Annotated in this window: 19 protein-coding genes; 12 read left to right on the top strand and 7 right to left on the bottom strand. The window is 63.7% G+C overall.

Going from position 1 to position 16,522, the window contains the following annotated elements:
- Positions 1–23: 23 nt before the first annotated feature.
- Positions 24–2,819, bottom strand: a complete 2,796-nt coding sequence (locus HGA39_02295; protein NTW28180.1) for a molybdopterin-dependent oxidoreductase — start codon at positions 2,817–2,819, stop codon at positions 24–26.
- A 68-nt stretch (positions 2,820–2,887) separates the two neighbouring features.
- On the bottom strand, positions 2,888–3,292 hold the full coding sequence (locus HGA39_02290; protein NTW28179.1) for a nitrogenase molybdenum-iron cofactor biosynthesis protein: 405 nt from the start codon (positions 3,290–3,292) through the stop codon (positions 2,888–2,890).
- 140 nt (positions 3,293–3,432) lie between these two features.
- Between HGA39_02290 and HGA39_02285 the strand changes: the two genes are divergently transcribed.
- From HGA39_02285 to HGA39_02275, 3 genes are all read left to right on the top strand, one after another.
- The gene (locus HGA39_02285) at positions 3,433–4,623 is read left to right on the top strand and encodes an aminotransferase class V-fold PLP-dependent enzyme (GenBank protein NTW28178.1); all 1,191 of its coding nucleotides are present in this window, start codon (positions 3,433–3,435) and stop codon (positions 4,621–4,623) included.
- A gap of 94 nt (positions 4,624–4,717) precedes the next feature.
- Positions 4,718–5,320 (top strand): DNA-3-methyladenine glycosylase 2 family protein, encoded by a 603-nt coding sequence (locus HGA39_02280; GenBank protein NTW28177.1) that lies wholly within the window; start codon positions 4,718–4,720, stop codon positions 5,318–5,320.
- Positions 5,321–5,331: 11 nt separating this feature from the next.
- On the top strand, positions 5,332–5,964 hold the full coding sequence (locus tag HGA39_02275; protein NTW28176.1) for a molybdenum cofactor guanylyltransferase: 633 nt from the start codon (positions 5,332–5,334) through the stop codon (positions 5,962–5,964).
- 2 nt (positions 5,965–5,966) lie between these two features.
- Here the strand turns inward: HGA39_02275 and HGA39_02270 are convergent, their stop codons facing one another.
- A complete protein-coding gene (locus HGA39_02270; GenBank protein ID NTW28175.1) occupies positions 5,967–6,242 on the bottom strand; it encodes a hypothetical protein in 276 nt (91 codons plus the stop codon).
- A 103-nt stretch (positions 6,243–6,345) separates the two neighbouring features.
- On the opposite strand from HGA39_02270, the gene HGA39_02265 reads away from it, so the two are divergent.
- The 9 genes from HGA39_02265 to HGA39_02225 all read left to right on the top strand — a co-directional run bounded on the left by HGA39_02265 (position 6,346) and on the right by HGA39_02225 (position 12,397).
- Positions 6,346–7,230, top strand: a complete 885-nt coding sequence (locus HGA39_02265) for an aldo/keto reductase (GenBank protein ID NTW28174.1) — start codon at positions 6,346–6,348, stop codon at positions 7,228–7,230.
- Between the two features lie 43 nt (positions 7,231–7,273).
- Complete coding sequence (locus HGA39_02260; protein NTW28173.1) at positions 7,274–8,092, top strand: hypothetical protein; 819 nt, start codon at positions 7,274–7,276, stop codon at positions 8,090–8,092.
- A gap of 46 nt (positions 8,093–8,138) precedes the next feature.
- Positions 8,139–8,834, top strand: coding sequence for an ATP-binding cassette domain-containing protein (locus HGA39_02255; protein NTW28172.1), 696 nt, complete (start codon positions 8,139–8,141; stop codon positions 8,832–8,834).
- Entirely contained in the window at positions 8,831–9,676 is an 846-nt protein-coding gene (gene fetB, locus HGA39_02250) for an iron export ABC transporter permease subunit FetB (protein NTW28171.1), read from the top strand. Before HGA39_02255 ends, fetB begins: the two co-directional genes overlap by 4 nt.
- Positions 9,677–9,707: 31 nt before the next feature.
- Entirely contained in the window at positions 9,708–10,040 is a 333-nt protein-coding gene (locus HGA39_02245; GenBank protein NTW28170.1) for a type II toxin-antitoxin system RelE/ParE family toxin, read from the top strand.
- Positions 10,027–10,356, top strand: a complete 330-nt coding sequence (locus HGA39_02240) for a transcriptional regulator (GenBank protein NTW28169.1) — start codon at positions 10,027–10,029, stop codon at positions 10,354–10,356. Before HGA39_02245 ends, HGA39_02240 begins: the two co-directional genes overlap by 14 nt.
- A 68-nt stretch (positions 10,357–10,424) precedes the next feature.
- A complete protein-coding gene (locus HGA39_02235; GenBank protein ID NTW28168.1) occupies positions 10,425–11,348 on the top strand; it encodes a DMT family transporter in 924 nt (307 codons plus the stop codon).
- A 244-nt stretch (positions 11,349–11,592) separates the two neighbouring features.
- Positions 11,593–11,955 carry a nucleotidyltransferase domain-containing protein gene (locus HGA39_02230; protein NTW28167.1) on the top strand — a complete coding sequence of 121 codons (363 nt, stop codon included), beginning with the start codon at positions 11,593–11,595 and terminating at the stop codon, positions 11,953–11,955.
- Positions 11,939–12,397 (top strand): HEPN domain-containing protein, encoded by a 459-nt coding sequence (locus HGA39_02225; GenBank protein NTW28166.1) that lies wholly within the window; start codon positions 11,939–11,941, stop codon positions 12,395–12,397. Before HGA39_02230 ends, HGA39_02225 begins: the two co-directional genes overlap by 17 nt.
- Here HGA39_02225 and HGA39_02220 read toward each other — a convergent pair.
- From HGA39_02220 to HGA39_02205, 4 genes are all read right to left on the bottom strand, one after another.
- A complete protein-coding gene (locus HGA39_02220) occupies positions 12,394–13,893 on the bottom strand; it encodes a hypothetical protein (protein ID NTW28165.1) in 1,500 nt (499 codons plus the stop codon). The genes HGA39_02225 and HGA39_02220 overlap by 4 nt on opposite strands.
- A complete protein-coding gene (locus HGA39_02215; GenBank protein ID NTW28164.1) occupies positions 13,890–14,627 on the bottom strand; it encodes an ABC transporter ATP-binding protein in 738 nt (245 codons plus the stop codon). The genes HGA39_02220 and HGA39_02215 overlap by 4 nt, the downstream gene beginning before the upstream one ends.
- A gap of 82 nt (positions 14,628–14,709) precedes the next feature.
- Entirely contained in the window at positions 14,710–15,780 is a 1,071-nt protein-coding gene (locus tag HGA39_02210; GenBank protein ID NTW28163.1) for a terpene cyclase/mutase family protein, read from the bottom strand.
- Between the two features lie 40 nt (positions 15,781–15,820).
- Positions 15,821–16,453, bottom strand: coding sequence for a hypothetical protein (locus HGA39_02205; protein NTW28162.1), 633 nt, complete (start codon positions 16,451–16,453; stop codon positions 15,821–15,823).
- Positions 16,454–16,522: the final 69 nt, after the last annotated feature.

Genomic DNA, 16,522 nt, shown 5'->3' with positions numbered 1-16,522 from the left:
CTGGCTTGTAACAGCCTCGAATCCTACTTCTTCAGTGTTTCGAATCCACCTTGCGACATGTACCCGCCTTCCAGAGCATCACTGACGTCGAATGCTTTCTTGGGCGACTTCAGCGCAGCCAGCACCTTCTCCGGGTAGGCCGGCAGCGATCTGATGCGCACGCCGCAGGCGTTGTCTATGGCGTTGATGATAGAGACGTGCGGAGAGGTCAGCGGACCCTCGCCGACTCCGGACTGGCCGAAGGCTCCATCGGGACGCGGGTACTCGGTGTAGATGGCCTCCAGAGTGTCCGGGACATCCTTGATGTACGGGAAGCCCGAAGCGATAAGCGTCGTCTGTTTCTTCAGGTCCTCGAAGTCCTCGCTGAGAGCCAGGCCGATGCCCTGAGCCATGCCACCGTACACCTGACCGTCGACGACAAGCCGGTTGCTGATGGTTCCGTTGTCTCCGACATACGTCATCTTGAGCAGATTCGTCTTGCCGGTCTCGACGTCAACTTCGACTTCGGACATGAACAGGGCGTACATGTAGTTGCAGAAGGGATTGCCCTGCATGTTCTCGTCCATGGGCGTACACGGTGTGGTCCAGGTGCCCTCGTACTTGACCGGAATTCCGGCCGCGATCATCTCGTCGTAGCTCCAGTAGGTGCCATCCGCTTTGCGCATGGCGTCGAGCAGTAGGTTGCATGCCGCATGAATGGCGTTGCCGGTGACCGTATTCGAGCGGCTCCCGCCGGAGGGGCCGGAGTTCGGATCGTCGCTCGTGTCGTTCATGCTGAGATGGATCTGCTCCGGCTTGAGCCCAAGAGGGCGCAGGGTGTTGTGGGCGAATGCGAGCGTGCCGGCGTCCGCGCCTTGGCCGTGGTCCTGCCACGTGTTGAAGACGGTCACGCTGCCGTCGGGATTGAGCTCCGCCGCAGCTGACGACGAATCCGGACCGTCGAGACCGCATCCGTACACGCCGACCGAAACACCGACGCCCCGCTTTTTGGTGTCCGTGGAACCCGCCTTGGCTGCTGCCACGGCTGCCTGGTACTTGGGTCGCATGATGTCGAACATCTCTTCAAGGCAGAAGACCTCGGGTGTCTGTCCGCTGGGGTTGGTCGCCCCTGGTCGATAGATGTTCTTGTAGCGCAGTTCGAACGGGTCGATATCCATTTCTTTGGCAAGCTCGTCCATGATTGACTCGGAAGCGAGAAACGCCTGCGGAGAGCCATAAGCGCGAAACGCCGAGCCCCACGAGTGGTTCGTGCAGACGGTGCGTCCCAAGCCGCGGATGCTCTTGATGTCGTATCCCGCACCTGCAAACTGTGCGACACGCGTCGTCAGCAGGTCACCGAACTCCGAATAGGGGCCGTGGTCGACGCTCCAGTCGGTCTCCATGGCGAGGAGCTTGCCGTCCTCATCGGCGCCCATCTTGATCCTGAGCCACATTGGCGAGCGCTTGCCGGTGTACGTCTGCTGCTGGTACCAGTCATAGCCGAGGTAGCACGGGCGGCCGGTTGCCAGAGTCGCGGCGCCGACAAGTGCCTCCATAGTCGGGCTGAACTTGTAGCCGAACGTGCCGCCCGTCGGATTCTGGACGAGAACGATCTCGCTCGGGTCCACCCCGAGGCCTGGGGCGATCATATAGAGGTGCAGATACAGCCCGATCGACTTCGAATGGATGACCAAGCGGCCCTCGCCGTCGATGTAGGCGAAACCAACATCAGGCTCGAGCGGCATGTGGGGCTGACGTTGCAGGTAGTATTCGCCTTCGACGACGTGTGCCGCCTTCGCCATGATCGGCTTGGTGTCTTCGCCCTTGTTCAGGGTGCACTCGTAGTAGATGTTGGGCGTGCCGGGATGAATCTCGATGGCGTCGTCAGCCATGGCGGCCGGCGCATTCATGTAGGCCGGCAGCACTTCTAGGTCGACCTTGACCGCCGCCGCTGCTGCCTTCGCGTTCTCGATGGTGTCGGCGCAGACGATGGCGACGACATCGCCGTACTGGAAGATTTTCTCGTCGTTCAAGATGGGGCGGTCCCATCCATCGCCTTTGTTGGCGGGGAAGGTGATCAGACCCGTGATGCGGTTCTTGCCCTTGACGTCCTTATGCGTGACGACTTTGAACACGCCCGGCATCTTTTCGGCCTCGGTCGTGTCGATGCCTTTGATGAGAGCGTGCGAGACCTCAGGCTGGACTAGTGCGCACTGCAGAGTGTCGTCGGGGAGCTGGAGACCCATGTCGGCGCCGAAGTCCCACAAGCCGCAGGCCTTGGCAATTGCCGAGGGGCGAGGCGCGCGCGAGCCGTAGATTACGCCGTCAGCGGGAAGCTCGAAGTCCAGCGCGTTTTCCGGCATCTCGCCGCGCATCACTTTTGCGGCGTCCATGACCGCGTCGACGATCATTCCGTACCCCGTGCATCGGCAGGCGTTGCGGTTCCTCTGGAACCAGTCGCGAACGTCCTCGCGCGTAGGGCTCGGATTATGATCGAGCAGGGCCTTGGCCGAGACGATGAAGCCAGGAGTGCAGAAGCCGCACTGCAAAGCTCCATGGGAAATGAATGCCTTCTGGAGCGGGTGAAGGTTCAGTGGCGTGCCGATACCTTCGATTGTGGTAATCTCGGTCCCGTTTTCCACCTTCTTCATCTTCATGGAACACGAGCGGATGAGTTTGTCGCCCAGGATCACATTGCAGCACCCGCATTGGGCCATGCCGCAGCCCACCTTCACGCCGGTCAGATGCAGCTGCTTGCGCAACACATCTGACAGGCGAGCTTCCGGGTCGACGATCAACGTTCGCGGGATGCCGTTGACGACGAGAACTTTCTTGTTCATGCGTGCCTTCCCCTTTCTGGATTCTGGTGCGGGCGATATGCCCCTTGCACAATTGCCTGGCGTAATGCTTAGTGAACGCCGTGACTGCAGGTTTGCGCACCCGATCCGGCGTCGCACCGACCTTCCAATTGGCTTTGTGCCATCTCCACCTCCGGCAGGCCGTTAGCCTCGAACAACGTGAGGTTCTCGGCAACCGATGAGGAGCTGGCCCGAAAGACTCTGAATCCGCAGATGTTCATGACCCGTACCGACTCGTCGCCGATCCCTCCAACCACAATCCCGTCAAGAGCTTGGTGCCGGAGAGCGCGAAACGGGTCGCAGCCAACGAGAGGAGCTTCCGGATCGCAGTTGGCGATTGAGCCGCTTTGCAGGGTATCGGTGTCGACGATGACGAAGAGTGGAGCCGATGCGAAATGACCGTAGATCTGACTCGCAGTACCTTCATCGGCCATAACCGGGAAACATACTTTCATGAGTCACCTCCGAGACTCATCTACCCATTTCGGGCTCGAGAAACACGAGCGGCCGTAAGGCAAATATGAACAGGTCTGTATTCTTGGCGCGGGGGTGTATAAGCTTGCGGGACGAGAGTTCGAGTGCGAGGGGGGCAGCAGTGGCAAGTGTTGAAGAAGTTCCGGAGGAGGAGCCTCGCGGCGTCCCCGCGCACTATCTCGACCACGCGGCGACCTCGTGGCCCAAGCCTCCCGGCGTCGCCGAGGCAATGGTGCGCTCGCTCGACGAACTCGGCGGCAACCCCGGGCGCGGCGCGTACACGATGGCGATGAACGCCGCTCGCGCCGTGCTCTCGACACGGGCCGCGCTCGCGAAGATGCTCGGCGTGCACGAGTCGCGCAACATCATCCTCACCACCGGCTGCACGGAAGGCCTGAACCTCGTGCTGCGCGGTTTCCTTCAGCCGGGCATGCGCGTCGTGGTCTCCTCGATGGAGCACAACGCGGTTAGCCGGCCGCTCCACGCCCTTGCCGGCAGCGGCGTCGAGGTCGTCGTCATCGACGCGGATTCGACGGGGCTCATCGATCCCGACGACATCGAAGCCGCCGTCAGCGCGGCTCACACCGACGCCGTCGTCTGTCTGCACGTCTCCAACGTCTCCGGCACCATCCAGCCGATCGCCGACCTCACCGACATAGCGCATGCCGCCGGCGCGCGCATGATCGTCGACGGCGCGCAGTCGGTTGGTCACCTGCCGGTCGACCTCGAGGCACTGGGCGTCGACGCCTGGGTGGCCTCGGGCCACAAGGGGCTGCTCGGCCCGCAAGGCGTGGGAGTGCTCTATCTCGCGCCCGATTTCAACCTCGCCGAACTCATCTCCGGCGGCACCGGCAGCGGCGCCTCCGAGGAACCCATCCAGCCGCGTACCCGTCCCGACCGCTACGAAGCCGGTACCCGCAACATGCCCGGCATCGCGGGTCTTGGCGCTGCGATTGCGTACCTCGCCGAGCACGGCGACGCGATCCGCGCCGAGGAAGCGCGTCTCACCCGCCGCCTCATCGAAGGCTTCGCTGAGATCCCCGGCGTGCGTGTTCTCGGCCCCGCCGTCGACGTGGCCCGCGTGCCCGTGGTGAGCATCGTTGCCGAGGGGCACGACCTAGGTCTGCTCGCCGGCGCGCTCGACCGCGAGTTCGGGATCGCCGTGCGCTCGGGCCTGCACTGCGCGCCGTGGGCGCATCGCACGCTCGGCACGATGGCAACCGGCGCACTGCGCTTCGGCCTGGGCTGGTCGACGACGGATGCCGATTTGGACGCGGCGCTCGAGGCGATGAGGGAGTTGCGCGCGGGCTGAGGGGCGCGGGGGGACCGCCGCCCGCGAGGGGGTTCAGCGAATGGGCACGAATCCTGCAGTACGGATGAGCGGACCGTCAGGCCGAAAGAAGCGCATGAACACATTCCCGTACGGGCATACGGAGATAGAGCACCTCAAGCGCCGCGACAAGAAGCTTGCCGTGGCGATCGATCGCATTGGGATGATCGAGCGCAGCGTGACGCCCGATCTGTTCACCGCCCTCGTCAATTGTGTGGTCGCGCAGCAGATCTCCGCCAAAGCCGCCGACACGGTGTTTCGTCGGCTCCATGAACTTGTGGGCGAGGTGACGCCGGAAAGCATTGCCGCCACTAATGTGACCGCGATCCAGCAAGCCGGGATGACGATGAAGAAGGCAGGCTACCTCAAGGGCATAGCTGAAGCCGCGATCTCCGAGAGACTCGATTTCGGCGCACTCCACTCGCCGTCTGACGCCGAGATCATCGAGGGGCTTTCGTCGCTTGCCGGGATAGGGGTCTGGACCGCGGAGATGATGCTGATCTTCTCGCTCGCTCGGCCGGATGTCGTAAGCTGGGGAGACCTCGCTATCCGGCGTGGGATGATGAAGCTGTACGGCTTGGAAACGCTCAGCAAGGAGCAGTTCCTGCGGTATCGAAAGCGGTATTCGCCCTACGGTTCGACAGCGTCTTTGTACTTGTGGGCCTTGTCGGCGACATGAGAGGCCCACACATGAAGCGTTCGCTCGTCATACAGGCAGGTGGAGCTTCTTCCCGTATGGGGCGCGACAAAGCGCTCACGCCTTTCCTCGGCCGTCCCTTGATCGAGCGCGTCATCGAACGCGTTTCGGGTGTCGCGGACGAACTCATCATCACGAGCAATATGCCCGAGGACCTCACCTACCTCGGCATCCCAATCTACCGGGATCTCTTGCCCGAGCGCGGAGCCCTCGGCGGGTTGCTCACGGCGTTCACGGTGGCCATGCACGAGGCCGTCGCCATCGTCGCATGCGACATGGCGTTCGTGAACGCCGAACTGCTGCGGGCGGAGTTCGATTTACTCGAAGAGACCGGAGCAGATGCCGCGGTGCCGAGAACGGAAGGCGGTTACGAGCCGTTCTGCGCCGTATACCGCCGGGATGTCTGCCGGGCGGCGGTCGAAGAAGCGCTCGCCGCCGGTCGCAAGCGGGCGGATGCGTGGTATCCCGCGGTCAGGCTCCAAGAGTTCAGCGCTGAGCGCATCAGGGAGATCGATCCTCTCGGCGAGGCATTTGTGAACGTGAACACGCCTGAGGAGCTGGCGGCGGCGGAGGCGAGGGCACGCAGCTGGGAATCCGGTGCGGCTTTGCAGGTCGGTGGGTCGTGACACTATTTTGAGGAACTCTTCACCAGGTAACTCACGATGGCAGACTTCTCGGCAGTCGTGACTTGGAGTCCGTGACCCTCCATGATCGCGACGGTCTGCTCCCACTGGGCTTGGGTCTTGTTGGCGTTGTTGACCTGATCCAGTGTGTGGCATCGGCTGCATTTCGAACTGACAAGGTTCTGTCCATCGGGGGTGCCGGAACATCCGGCCAACACGAATACCGCCATGGCCATGGCCAGTGCGCAGACGGACAGCGGGCGGGAAAAGAAGCGCGACATCAGAATCTCCTTGCTGGGACAACTGCAACCATGTAACTCTAGATGTACCCGACTGGGGTAAGTACGACTAGGAACACCGCCCTCATAGAAGATGGTTCCCCGCATGACCGGTAACTCAATCGAACTCCACTCCCTCGCCGATACCGTCGAGATCGCCCCCGGCGTGGCGATGCCGCGGCTCGGCCTCGGGACCTACAAGGTCGATGAGGGTCCGGATGTCGAGGGCGAGGTGCGCTACGGACTATCTCTCGGCTACCGGCTGATCGATACTGCGGCGATGTATGGGAACGAGCGCGGTGTCGCCTCGGCGATTCGCGAAAGCGGGCTTCGGCGCGAGGAAGTCTTCGTCACCACCAAGGTCTGGAACTCCGACCAAGGCTACGAGCGGACGCTTGCGGCGTTCGATGCGAGCCTTGAGCGACTGGGGTTTGACTACGTCGACCTTTACCTCGTGCACTGGCCGGACACGCGGTTCATGCACGGCACATGGCGTGCGATGGAGGAGATCGCAGCGTCCGGACGCGCGCGGGCGATCGGCGTGTGCAACTTCTCGGCACGCCATCTCGATGAGCTGCTCACGCGCGCGACCATCGCGCCGGCCGTGAACCAGGTCGAATTCCATCCGCGGCTTCAGCAACCTGAGCTGCAGGCATTCTGCCGCGAGCACGGCATTCAGATCCAGGCCTGGGCGCCGATCATGCGCGGCCGTGTCAACGACATCCCCGAACTGGTCGAGGTTGGCGCGCGTCATGCTAAGACACCGGCGCAGGTATCGATCCGCTGGATCCTGCAGAGCGGAATTGTGACGATACCCAAGTCGGTGCACCGGCCCCGAATCGCCGAGAACTGCGACGTTTACGACTTCGCGCTCACGTCGGATGAGATGGATACTATAATCAGGCTCAACAAAGAACAGCGCATCGGGCCGGATCCGGACACGTTCGCGAGGTTTGGCCGAGTGACCCGGATGGTGGAGCCACCCAAGTAGCAGTGCTCCGGGCGTGGTTCTTGAGCAAACCAAGGAGGAGAGCATGTCGAGGCTTCGAAAGCCGTTGCTGCTCGTGATCGTGTTAGTGGCTGCGCTGGCTGTGGCCACAATGAGTACTGGGTGCAAGAAGAATACGCCGACAGCCCCGGCGATCATCGACGTCTCAACCGGGACGGCCTCTGCGACGGGCACGGCCGGCGGCAAGGCGTCAGTGGCTGTCGAGACCGGGCCGATCACGACGCCGGTCTCGGGCAACGCCGCCTATACCGCGCTCTTGGACGCTGCGCGGAAGAAGTACGCTACAACGTCGCAGTTCCGCACGTACCAGATGTTTGCGCAAGGCAGCACGGCCATCGGCGAGATCGAGCAGATCACAGGTGGGAGCGGACACATCTTCGTCGCGTGGACCGGGCCCGACTGGACGGTGGTCTGGACGGCTCCCGCCACAGACACCGGCGCCACAGCCGCGCAGGCTGCGGCAGCACTACCCACGTTCTCGGCGGATCTGCTCGGCAAGATCAAGTGGCCCATAGTGACTGCGCCGACCGCCCCCGCTGTGCTGGACGAGGCTACGCTCAAGGCAAGCCTCGAGACGGCGGGCCAAGCTTGGGCCGCGACGACGATGTCAGGCAACGGTAAGCCGTACAAGACGCTTGTCAACAAGGTCGCCAAGGACACGAGCGGCACGTGGTGGGGCGTTCTCTACATTCAACCGACCAGCGATTCCAAGAACGACTACCAGGGGCTCGAGTTCTGGTGCAAGTACGCGGATGGCAAGTGGACGAGCAAGCTTCTCGGCCCGGAGCCGCCTTCGCCGGCCACATACTATCCGGCGGCCATCGTCGAGGTGCTGCAGCTGTAGCAGCGGCGCTTCGGGTACTGATCTTCTAGAAAGGTCGAACGTCTCAATGCTGTTTGAAGCGCGCGACGTAACCGCCGTGCTTGCCGGTGATGCTGGCCCTGTCCTCGTGCTCGACGCGGCCCAACTCGAGCTCTCCGCGGGCGAGATCGTCGACGTCACCGGCCCGTCCGGCGCCGGCAAGTCGATGCTCCTCCGAGCGCTCGCGCGCCTCCTTCCGGGCGCGACCGCGGCTCTCGTCCTCGACTCCGTCCCTGCCGAGAAGATCGCACCGCAAGCCTGGCGCGAGCAGGTAGCACTCGTGCCGCAGAAGCCGGCGATCGTCGACGGCTCCGTGCGCGATAACCTGCTGCTGCCGTGGACACTGAAGGCGCGTCACGGACACCGCGCGCCGACGGATTCCATGCTTGCCGAGGCGATTGAGCGCGTCGGTCTGGATGTCGCACTCGATCGCGATGCCGCGCGGCTCTCTGTAGGCCAGCAAGCGCGAGTCGCACTGCTGCGCGTGCTGCTTACTGCGCCTCGCGTACTGCTGCTCGACGAGCCCGACGCTGCCCTCGACGACGCTTCCGCAGACGCCGTCTCGGCGATGACCCGCGAGTTCGCCGACGCAGGCGGCGCCGTTGTGCGCGTCCGGCATCACCGCGCCGACGGTCTGGCCGCACGGCGTCTGCTCCTGCAGGGCGGCTGCCTCATACCCGCACCCGCAACCGCAACCGCAACCGCCGAGGAGATCACGCCGTGAACGCCTCGGCGGTTGCCGCGACAGGAGGCGTCATCCCCATCGGCTGGGTGCAGCTGGCACTGGCGACGCTGTTCGTCGTCTTCGTCGGCGTGATCTCGATCCGCCTGGCACTCGGTATCGAGAAGGACCTCGCGATTGCGACCGTGCGCACATACGTGCAGCTGCTGGCCCTCGGCTTCATTCTGCGCTGGGTGTTTCGTATCAACTCGCCGTGGCTGGTCATTGGCCTGATCGTGGTCATGGTGCTGTTTGCGGCGCGCATCATCGTGCGCCGGAGTCCCGACGCGCCGCCCGGCATCTTTGGCAGCGCATTCATCTCGATGGCGCTGACGGGTTTCATCGTGACGTTCGCGGTTACCGGGGTGATCGTGCAGGTGCAGCCGTGGTATCTGCCGCAGTACGTCATCCCGCTCGCCGGAATGGTGATCGGCAATTCTATGACCGGCATTGCGCTCGCGATCGAGCGCGTGTATGCGGACCTGGATGCGCGCGAAGGCGAGCTGCTGGCGCTGACCGCGCTCGGGGCGACACCGTGGGAGGCGGCGCATGGCTCGATCCGGACCGCGCTTCGCGCCGGCCTTATCCCGACCATCAACTCGATGGCAGCGGCCGGCCTCGTCTTCATCCCCGGCATGATGGCCGGCCAGATCCTGGCCGGGGCCGATCCGGTCACCGCCACCGGCTACCAGATCGTCGTCATGTTGATGGTGGCCGCCGCGACCGCGATGGGCAGCGTCGTGGCGCTGCTGCTCACGTACCGCCGCAGGTTCACGTCCGACGGGGTCTTCATCGAGAAGGGCTTCCGGGCGGAGCGAAGCGGGCGGAAACGGAAAGGCGATTGACGGAAGTTAGCGTATTTGATAACGTCCTGTCATGGCGTACTCCATCGAATACTTCCACCCCAACGTTCTGGCCGAGATAGAATGCTGGCCCGTGAGTGTCCTGGCTGACTACGTACGGATAGTTGAGTTGTTGGTGGACTACGGCCCCGATCTTCGGATGCCACATTCGCGATCAATGGGGCAGGGTCTCTTCGAACTCCGCCCACATGGTCGCGATGGTATCGGACGCGCCTTCTACTGCTTCGTTGTTGGAAAGCGCGTGATCATACTCCACGCTGCCATCAAGAAGACACAAACGACAGCGGAACGAGATCTGACGACTGCACGCAAGCGATTGAAGGAGGTACGTGATGGCCGATCTTGAGTATCGTCCGGTCGACCACGACCATGATGCATTTCTCGAGCGGGCGTCGAAGCGCAAAGGTTTTGAAGAAGAGTACGACGCGCTTGAAGACGAGTATTTGTTGGTTCGCGAGTTGTTGAACGCCCGATACAAGGCTGGGCTCACCCAAGAAGCGGTTGCCGAACGGATGGGCACAACCAAGAGTGCGGTTTCTCGGCTTGAGGCTTCTGGGAAACACTCTCCGTCGATGTCGACGCTCAAGAAGTATGCTGAAGCGGTGGGGCATCACGTGGAGATCAAGCTGGTGCCCGGCTCGCATCGGACGAACCAACCGTAAGTTCCGCTTACTTCTGCCGACACAAAGCCTTAATCGACCTATCGTTCCAAATGCTGCAAAATGCGTGAATGAAGAACCTGCCGAGAAACCAACGCCTAAAGGCCCTCGCGGCCCTCGTCATCACGGTCATCTTCTGGGGTTCGGCGTTCGTCGCCATCCGTGCGGTCGTGGCTTCCGGTGCGTACACGCCGGGTCAACTCTCGGCAGGTCGCATGATCCTTGCGTCGCTGTTGCTGGGAATCCTCGTCATTGCGCGCGGCGGAGTGAAGGTGCCGCAAGGGCGTGACTGGATCCGTTTCTTCATCCTCGGGCTTATCGGCCAGGCACTTTACCATCTGTTGCTGAACGTCGGTGAGCGCACGGTTGACGCCGGTACCGCGTCGCTGCTTGTCTCAACCTCGCCGATACTGGCGTCGCTCCTAGCGGTCGCGTTTCTCGGGGAGCGGCTCACGAAGCTTGGATGGGTCGGTACGGGAATCGCCTTTGTCGGCGCTGCGACCATCGCGATCTCATCGGGCGCGTCATTCTCGGGCGGCTTGGGAGTTCTGCTGATTGTCGCGGCCACGTGTTTGTGGGCGACCTACCTCGTCCTCCAGAAGACCCTGTCCGACCGCTACAACAGCCTCGCGCTCACCGCGTGGCCGATGTGGATCGGCGCCCTGCTCCTGACTCCGTTCGCCGTGAACCTGCCGCATGCGGTTCGCGTGGCGCCGCTTTCCGCGACGCTTGCGGTGCTGTGGCTCGCGACGTTCGCCTCGGTCGTCGCATTCCTGACGTGGGCGTATGCGCTTCAGCGTCTCGAAGTCACCGTTGCGACCACCGCACTCTATTGTGTGCCGGTGGCCGCGTTCGCAATCAGCATCATCTTCCTCGCGGAGATACCGCCCGCGACGGGAATCCTTGGCGGCGTGATCGCGATCGCCGGCGTGGCGTTGGTGCAGGCGAAAGGGAGGCCGGAGGCGAGTAAGGAGCCGCGAAGCACTCGCTCTTGACATACTCGTTTTCGTGTTCCATATATTGAACACAATGTCACAGAAAATGAAAACAAACTCATTACCAAGTCTTTTCCTGAAGACGAGACCCTACCGGGTCTGGAGTTTCCTTACCCTGCACTCGAACGAAGCCGTTTATGGAGCGCAAATTTCGGATGCGACCGGAGTCAGCCGTGGCGCCACAAGTCAGATCCTGAACGAGTTTCTCAAGAACGGACTCGTCTCCCGGAAAAGAATCGGGAAGATGTGGTTATACACGCTGGAACAGAATCCACTCGCGCAGCACTTTCGCGTCCTTGAGAACCTCATCATGTTGTCCGGATTGGTTCGCAGGATTGCAGAAATCTCGGCTCGGGTGATCCTATATGGGAGCGCCGCGCAGGGCACCGATACTTCTGAGAGCGATATCGATCTCTTTGTGATCACTGAGGAGCCCGACAAGGTTGCGGCTGAGATCCGATGTTTTCCCAGCGATCGTCTGATCATGCCGGTGATTCAGACGTCAGCGGAATACGCGGTATCCAGAATCAAAGACGGAGCGTTCATCGATGAGGTAAAGAGGGGGGTTGTCCTCTTCGAGAAAGCTATCGATGAACAGAGACTTTGAGAAATGCCTTGCGAGCAATCGGATCGTCAAACAAGAGCACGCGGTGCACTTGATCCCTGCCGAGATCGGTTCCGCTCGGAATGACTTGAGATGGGCCGAGGCGAGTTTTGAGTCCGGCAATCCCAAGTGGGCGACGATACAGGCGTACTATGGCATCTTCCATGCCGCCAGGGCCCTGCTCTTCAGTCAAGGCTACCGGGAGAAGAGCCACTTCTGCTTGAAAGCCGCGATTCAGGCGCTCTTTGTGGATGAAGGCGTCTTGGCTCAGGAATACCTAGACGACTTCGACACCACCATGCTCCTAAGGGAGACGGCAGACTACAGGTCTGATTTCTCTCGAGATGGAGCGGAATCCGCAGTGGAAGCGGCGCGGAGGTTCCTTGGCAAAGCCGAGGAGCTGCTGGTACAACAGTCATTCGATCCCATAGGCGATGTTGATTAAAGCCGCCCGGCCTCGACCATGCTGCCGAGAATCCCGACCGCCACCGCCGCGGTCGCGCACGCTGCAATCGGTGATGACGCGCCCGCGAAGAAGATGGCCACCAGGCAGACCAACAGCGAGATCCCCGACCCGATCGGATGCTGCATGCTCGGCAGGGTCAGCCGCTCGAGCGCTCGGCACAGTACAACGATGATCGCGAGCAGCAGGCTCAGCGAGATCGCGGCGACGAGGTGTCCGCCTCCGCCGGTCGCGAGGCCGGTCGCCACAGCGCCCAGAGCCATGCACGCAAACGCCGGGGCGGTGTCGAGCGCCAGCAGCGCGACGTTTCCGAACGGCAGCGACTCTCGCATCGACGGCCTGTCGATGTCGTCGCCGAAGGCGTGGATGAGTTGCCGGGCAGGCGCGACCAGCACTGCGAACAGCACGGCAAGGTAAGCGAGTACGCCTGTCGGCGAGAGCGCGACTGACGCGGCCAGAGGCAGAAAGCCGACGCCCCAGATAAGCGGCCACAGCAGTGTTGAAGGCTGCCGAGCGTGCGAAATCAGCGCCCGCGCGACGATCGCCCACGGACCCGACCACTCGGCCAGTGCGAGACGCGGATGCTTGGTCGCGAGTTTCTTGCGGCGGACGATGTCACGGTAGGCGTTGGCGTCGTACATCATCATCGGCCGGAATACCGCCAGTTGCGCGAAGAGCACGCTTTCGTCGGTGACGGCGGTCATGTCGAGCCGCCTTGCGACGCGCATAAGCATGGCGACGCCGACGACAGCCAGCGCAGCAAGCCCGAGCGCGTGCAGCGCCACTTCCTCGCCGAGCAACCCGGTCGCCAGCGCGGTACCAGGCCAGCGCAAGGCGCTGGGAACCAGGAGCACGAGCGCTGCCACGGGTATCGGCAGCACCCAAATGAGCGTCGGCCACGGCCTCGGTCGCCGAGCCATGCGCGCAAGGCCGATCGCCCAGCCGAGCGCGTGCATCGCGACCGCCGTGAGCGCAGTCACGCCCGCAGCCGTTACTGGAGCGCTCGCAGTCGCTCCCGCGCCGAAGGCGAGCGCGCCCGCGAGGTACCCGAGCGCCGCCGAGAGCGCCGCTGCCATGATCGCCTCGCGCGCCCAATCGCTCGACGCGATCGCTCGGGAGTCGAGCGTCGAGCCGGCGACGTAGGCGGTGTCCGGGAAGGTGAGTTTGACCGGCGACGATCGCAGCGCCCGCACAGCAAACGCGGCCAACAGCGCGAACGGCAGCAGAGTCGCTGCTTGCGTGAGCGCGCTCAGTCCCGCGCCGCCAGCCGCGGCACCTGCCGAGAAGGCGCCATTGGCCGCCCACGCCATCATGAGGACGAACCATCCCGCGAGGATGACTCCCAGGTAGAGGCCGTAGAGCGTCTCCGTAAGAGAACGCTTCTCGGTATCGACTCCCAGAATGAACAGCCACCACTGCGAACGCCCGCGAAGATGCCGCCAGCGCAGCCAAAGCAAGAGCCGCAGATCGCGCATCATGCCAGCGCGCCGCCTTCGAGTGTGACGCGCAGCACGTCCTCGAGCGTCGCGCCTGCCTGGGCGATCTCATCGCCGGTTCCCTCGGCGAGCAGGATGCCCTCCTCGAGGACGACGTAGCGGTCGGGAACGGCGCCCTCCGGCATCTGGTGGCTCGAGAGCACGATCGCCGAGCCGTTCTCGGCGGCGGTCTGAAGCTCGCGCCAGAGTCCCGCCGAGGACACCGGATCGAGGGGACCGAACGGCTCGTCGAGCAGCAGCAGCTTCGGCCGCAGGCTCAGCGCCAGCACGAGCGCGAGCTTGTAGCGCATGCCTCGCGAGAACGTCGACGGGTACGCATCGGCGCTGTTGCGGATGCCGAATGATGAGAGCAGCGACTCCGCCGTGCCGAGCCGATCCTCAAGCCGGTTGGCGCGCAGCACGAATTGCAGATGCTCGCGTGCGGTGAGGTCGTCGTAGAACGGCGGCGTGTCGGTGACCAGCACGATCTCGCGCCGAGCCGAGCGCTCCAGCGTCTTGAGCGACGTGCCCAGAAAGTCGATCTCGCCGCGCCCAGGCGCGCTCCAGCCGGCGAGGCAGCGCAGCAGCGTCGACTTGCCGGCGCCGTTCCTGCCGATCAGCGCGAGGATTTCGCCCGCCCGCGCATCGAAGGTGACATCGCTCAGAGCCTTGGCGCCGTTGTAGTCGTAGTCCAAGCCGCGGACCGACAAGACGGCCGTGTGTTCGGTCGGGTTCACGCAGGTCTCCCTCAGCGAATGATCGTGAGGTCATTGTAGGGGATACATGTGGGAGAGCGGCAGCTCACATGGTCCCGAAGTGCTACTCCCCGAACCGCCCCAGCACCTCGAGCGCCCGGAGGGTGAGCCACTTGCTCAGCTCCCCCTTCCCGCTGACGCACGCCAGCATCTTGTCGTCGAAGCTCGTGCGCTGGATCCAGCGCATCTGCGGATCTGCCGCCGAGCGGACCGTCTCGATCGCTGCCTCGTACTCCGGCCGACGCTCCTCGCCGACGCCTGCCAGCGCGGCCAACGCCTCGAGCGCGTCGGAGTTGTACGACAGCGGGTATCCGAATCGCAGCCACCCCGGCTTGTCGCCATACTGCAGCGGGCCGTGCTCGGCGATCCAGCGCTCGCGCAACTCGGGCCTCTCGGCGAGCGGGGCGTGGACGGCGAGGTCCTGGAACTCGCGGTACCCCGCGGGCAGGCAGCGGAAGATCTGTCGCTCGCGCAGTACACGCACACATTCCGCGCGCAACTCCTCGGCACCGTCAGGCCACACGTCGCGCGGCATCTCGCCGAGGAAGAGCAGCACCTTCGGTGCGAGCATGTGGCAGTAGCCGTTGAGCGTGTGCGAGTGACCACCGGCGGTGCACGCCAGGACCCCATACTCGCGTACGATGTCGGCGATCGAGGCCAGCGCGCGAATGACGCGCTCGTCGCGCGCGTAGCCGAGCCGCGCGAGCGCCCGGCCGACGTTAGCGGTCAGACAGGGGATCGCGGCGACGGGACGTCCGTTGCAGCTCCAGGCTCCGTCCGGCAGCTGGCGAGAGAACGCGTACTCCGCGCCTCGCCGAATGCGCTCGTCGTCCGGGTTCGCCATGAGCTCGCCGAGGAAGTGAATCTGCCACAGCGAGCCCCAGTACTTCTGGTAGTCGCGCGCCGGCGGTGCCCACGAACCGTCGGTGGTCTGCAGTTCAAGGATGCGCGCGACGGGTGCGTACTCGTTGCGCCGCGCCCACAGCTCAGTGAGGGCGGGGGAGTCCTCTTCGCCGAGCAACCGCCTGCGAGTCAACACCGCGACGGCAGGGTTGTCGGGCTCGAGAAGCCAGCGAAGCGTCTCGGCGGGAACGGTCTGCATGATCCGCTTGATGCCGGATGCGATAGGTGACATGGTGGCGGACGTCCTCTTTGTCTCGGCCGGCGCGAGCGCGTCAGTACTGCGCGCTACCTTTGCGCAGCACGACCTTCACCTTGAAGCCGTGACGGGCCGCGATCTGTTCGACGATCTCGCGCGTCTCGGCGTAGTCCCACGAGTAGTCGAGCACCTTGCCGTCGGGGCCGAACACGGTCTCCTTCTTGGTTCCCGAGCGTTTCTTCCCGAACGTCGTGTACGACTCCGACTCGAAGCCGCCAAAACTCGCGCCGCCGCCCTTCTCCTTCAGCATCTCCCAGAAGTAGACGGTGCGCTCCGGCTCGACGGCCTTCATGATCGCCGAGTACTCAACCTTCTTCTTGCCGAGACCCCACGACGCGGCGGCGACCACGTTGTTGATGGCGAGATCGGTGTCGGTGCCGTAGGCGGCGGTGTAGCCCTGGTGTGCCGAGAACGCCGCGAGCACGTCGGCGAGAAAGCCGAGGCGCGTGCCGACGGGGTTGGCGGCGGGACTCACCGCAGGCGCCGCTTCCGCAGGCGCCGCCGCAGGAATCGGCGGGTCGACCGGCTGTCCAGTCGCCGGGTCGTACCACTTGCTACACGCGCTGGCCGGATGCCCGTTCGCGCAACCCCCACTTTCGCCGAGCCATACGTACTGACCGCACTCCGCGCACCATGCTGCAATTGCCATCGGGACACCCTTTCTCGAGGTGCTGGGCCTCTGCTCACAAGCGGATGATACCCGCTTAAGACTGCACGT

The sequence above is a fragment of the Coriobacteriia bacterium genome (assembly GCA_013336165.1).
GTDB lineage: Bacteria > Actinomycetota > Coriobacteriia > Anaerosomatales > JAAXUF01 > JAAXUF01.
Note: the sequence above shows the minus strand (reverse complement) of the source record. Positions and strands in the feature narration are given on the sequence as shown.

What these genes read in the sequence shown, in the direction of transcription:
- HGA39_02275 (NTW28176.1), top strand. Translation starts at nt 5,332, where the DNA reads ATGAAGCGTTCGCTCGTCATACAGGCAGGTGGAGCTTCTTCCCGTATG.
- HGA39_02265 (NTW28174.1), top strand. Translation starts at nt 6,346, where the DNA reads ATGACCGGTAACTCAATCGAACTCCACTCCCTCGCCGATACCGTCGAG.
- HGA39_02210 (NTW28163.1), bottom strand. Translation starts at nt 15,780, where the DNA reads ATGTCACCTATCGCATCCGGCATCAAGCGGATCATGCAGACCGTTCCC.
- HGA39_02255 (NTW28172.1), top strand. Translation starts at nt 8,139, where the DNA reads ATGCTGTTTGAAGCGCGCGACGTAACCGCCGTGCTTGCCGGTGATGCT.
- HGA39_02245 (NTW28170.1), top strand. Translation starts at nt 9,708, where the DNA reads ATGGCGTACTCCATCGAATACTTCCACCCCAACGTTCTGGCCGAGATA.
- HGA39_02295 (NTW28180.1), bottom strand. Translation starts at nt 2,819, where the DNA reads ATGAACAAGAAAGTTCTCGTCGTCAACGGCATCCCGCGAACGTTGATC.
- HGA39_02240 (NTW28169.1), top strand. Translation starts at nt 10,027, where the DNA reads ATGGCCGATCTTGAGTATCGTCCGGTCGACCACGACCATGATGCATTT.
- HGA39_02270 (NTW28175.1), bottom strand. Translation starts at nt 6,242, where the DNA reads ATGTCGCGCTTCTTTTCCCGCCCGCTGTCCGTCTGCGCACTGGCCATG.
- HGA39_02280 (NTW28177.1), top strand. Translation starts at nt 4,718, where the DNA reads ATGAACACATTCCCGTACGGGCATACGGAGATAGAGCACCTCAAGCGC.
- HGA39_02235 (NTW28168.1), top strand. Translation starts at nt 10,425, where the DNA reads ATGAAGAACCTGCCGAGAAACCAACGCCTAAAGGCCCTCGCGGCCCTC.
- HGA39_02260 (NTW28173.1), top strand. Translation starts at nt 7,274, where the DNA reads ATGTCGAGGCTTCGAAAGCCGTTGCTGCTCGTGATCGTGTTAGTGGCT.
- HGA39_02230 (NTW28167.1), top strand. Translation starts at nt 11,593, where the DNA reads ATGTGGTTATACACGCTGGAACAGAATCCACTCGCGCAGCACTTTCGC.
- HGA39_02225 (NTW28166.1), top strand. Translation starts at nt 11,939, where the DNA reads ATGAACAGAGACTTTGAGAAATGCCTTGCGAGCAATCGGATCGTCAAA.
- HGA39_02205 (NTW28162.1), bottom strand. Translation starts at nt 16,453, where the DNA reads ATGGCAATTGCAGCATGGTGCGCGGAGTGCGGTCAGTACGTATGGCTC.
- HGA39_02220 (NTW28165.1), bottom strand. Translation starts at nt 13,893, where the DNA reads ATGATGCGCGATCTGCGGCTCTTGCTTTGGCTGCGCTGGCGGCATCTT.
- HGA39_02290 (NTW28179.1), bottom strand. Translation starts at nt 3,292, where the DNA reads ATGAAAGTATGTTTCCCGGTTATGGCCGATGAAGGTACTGCGAGTCAG.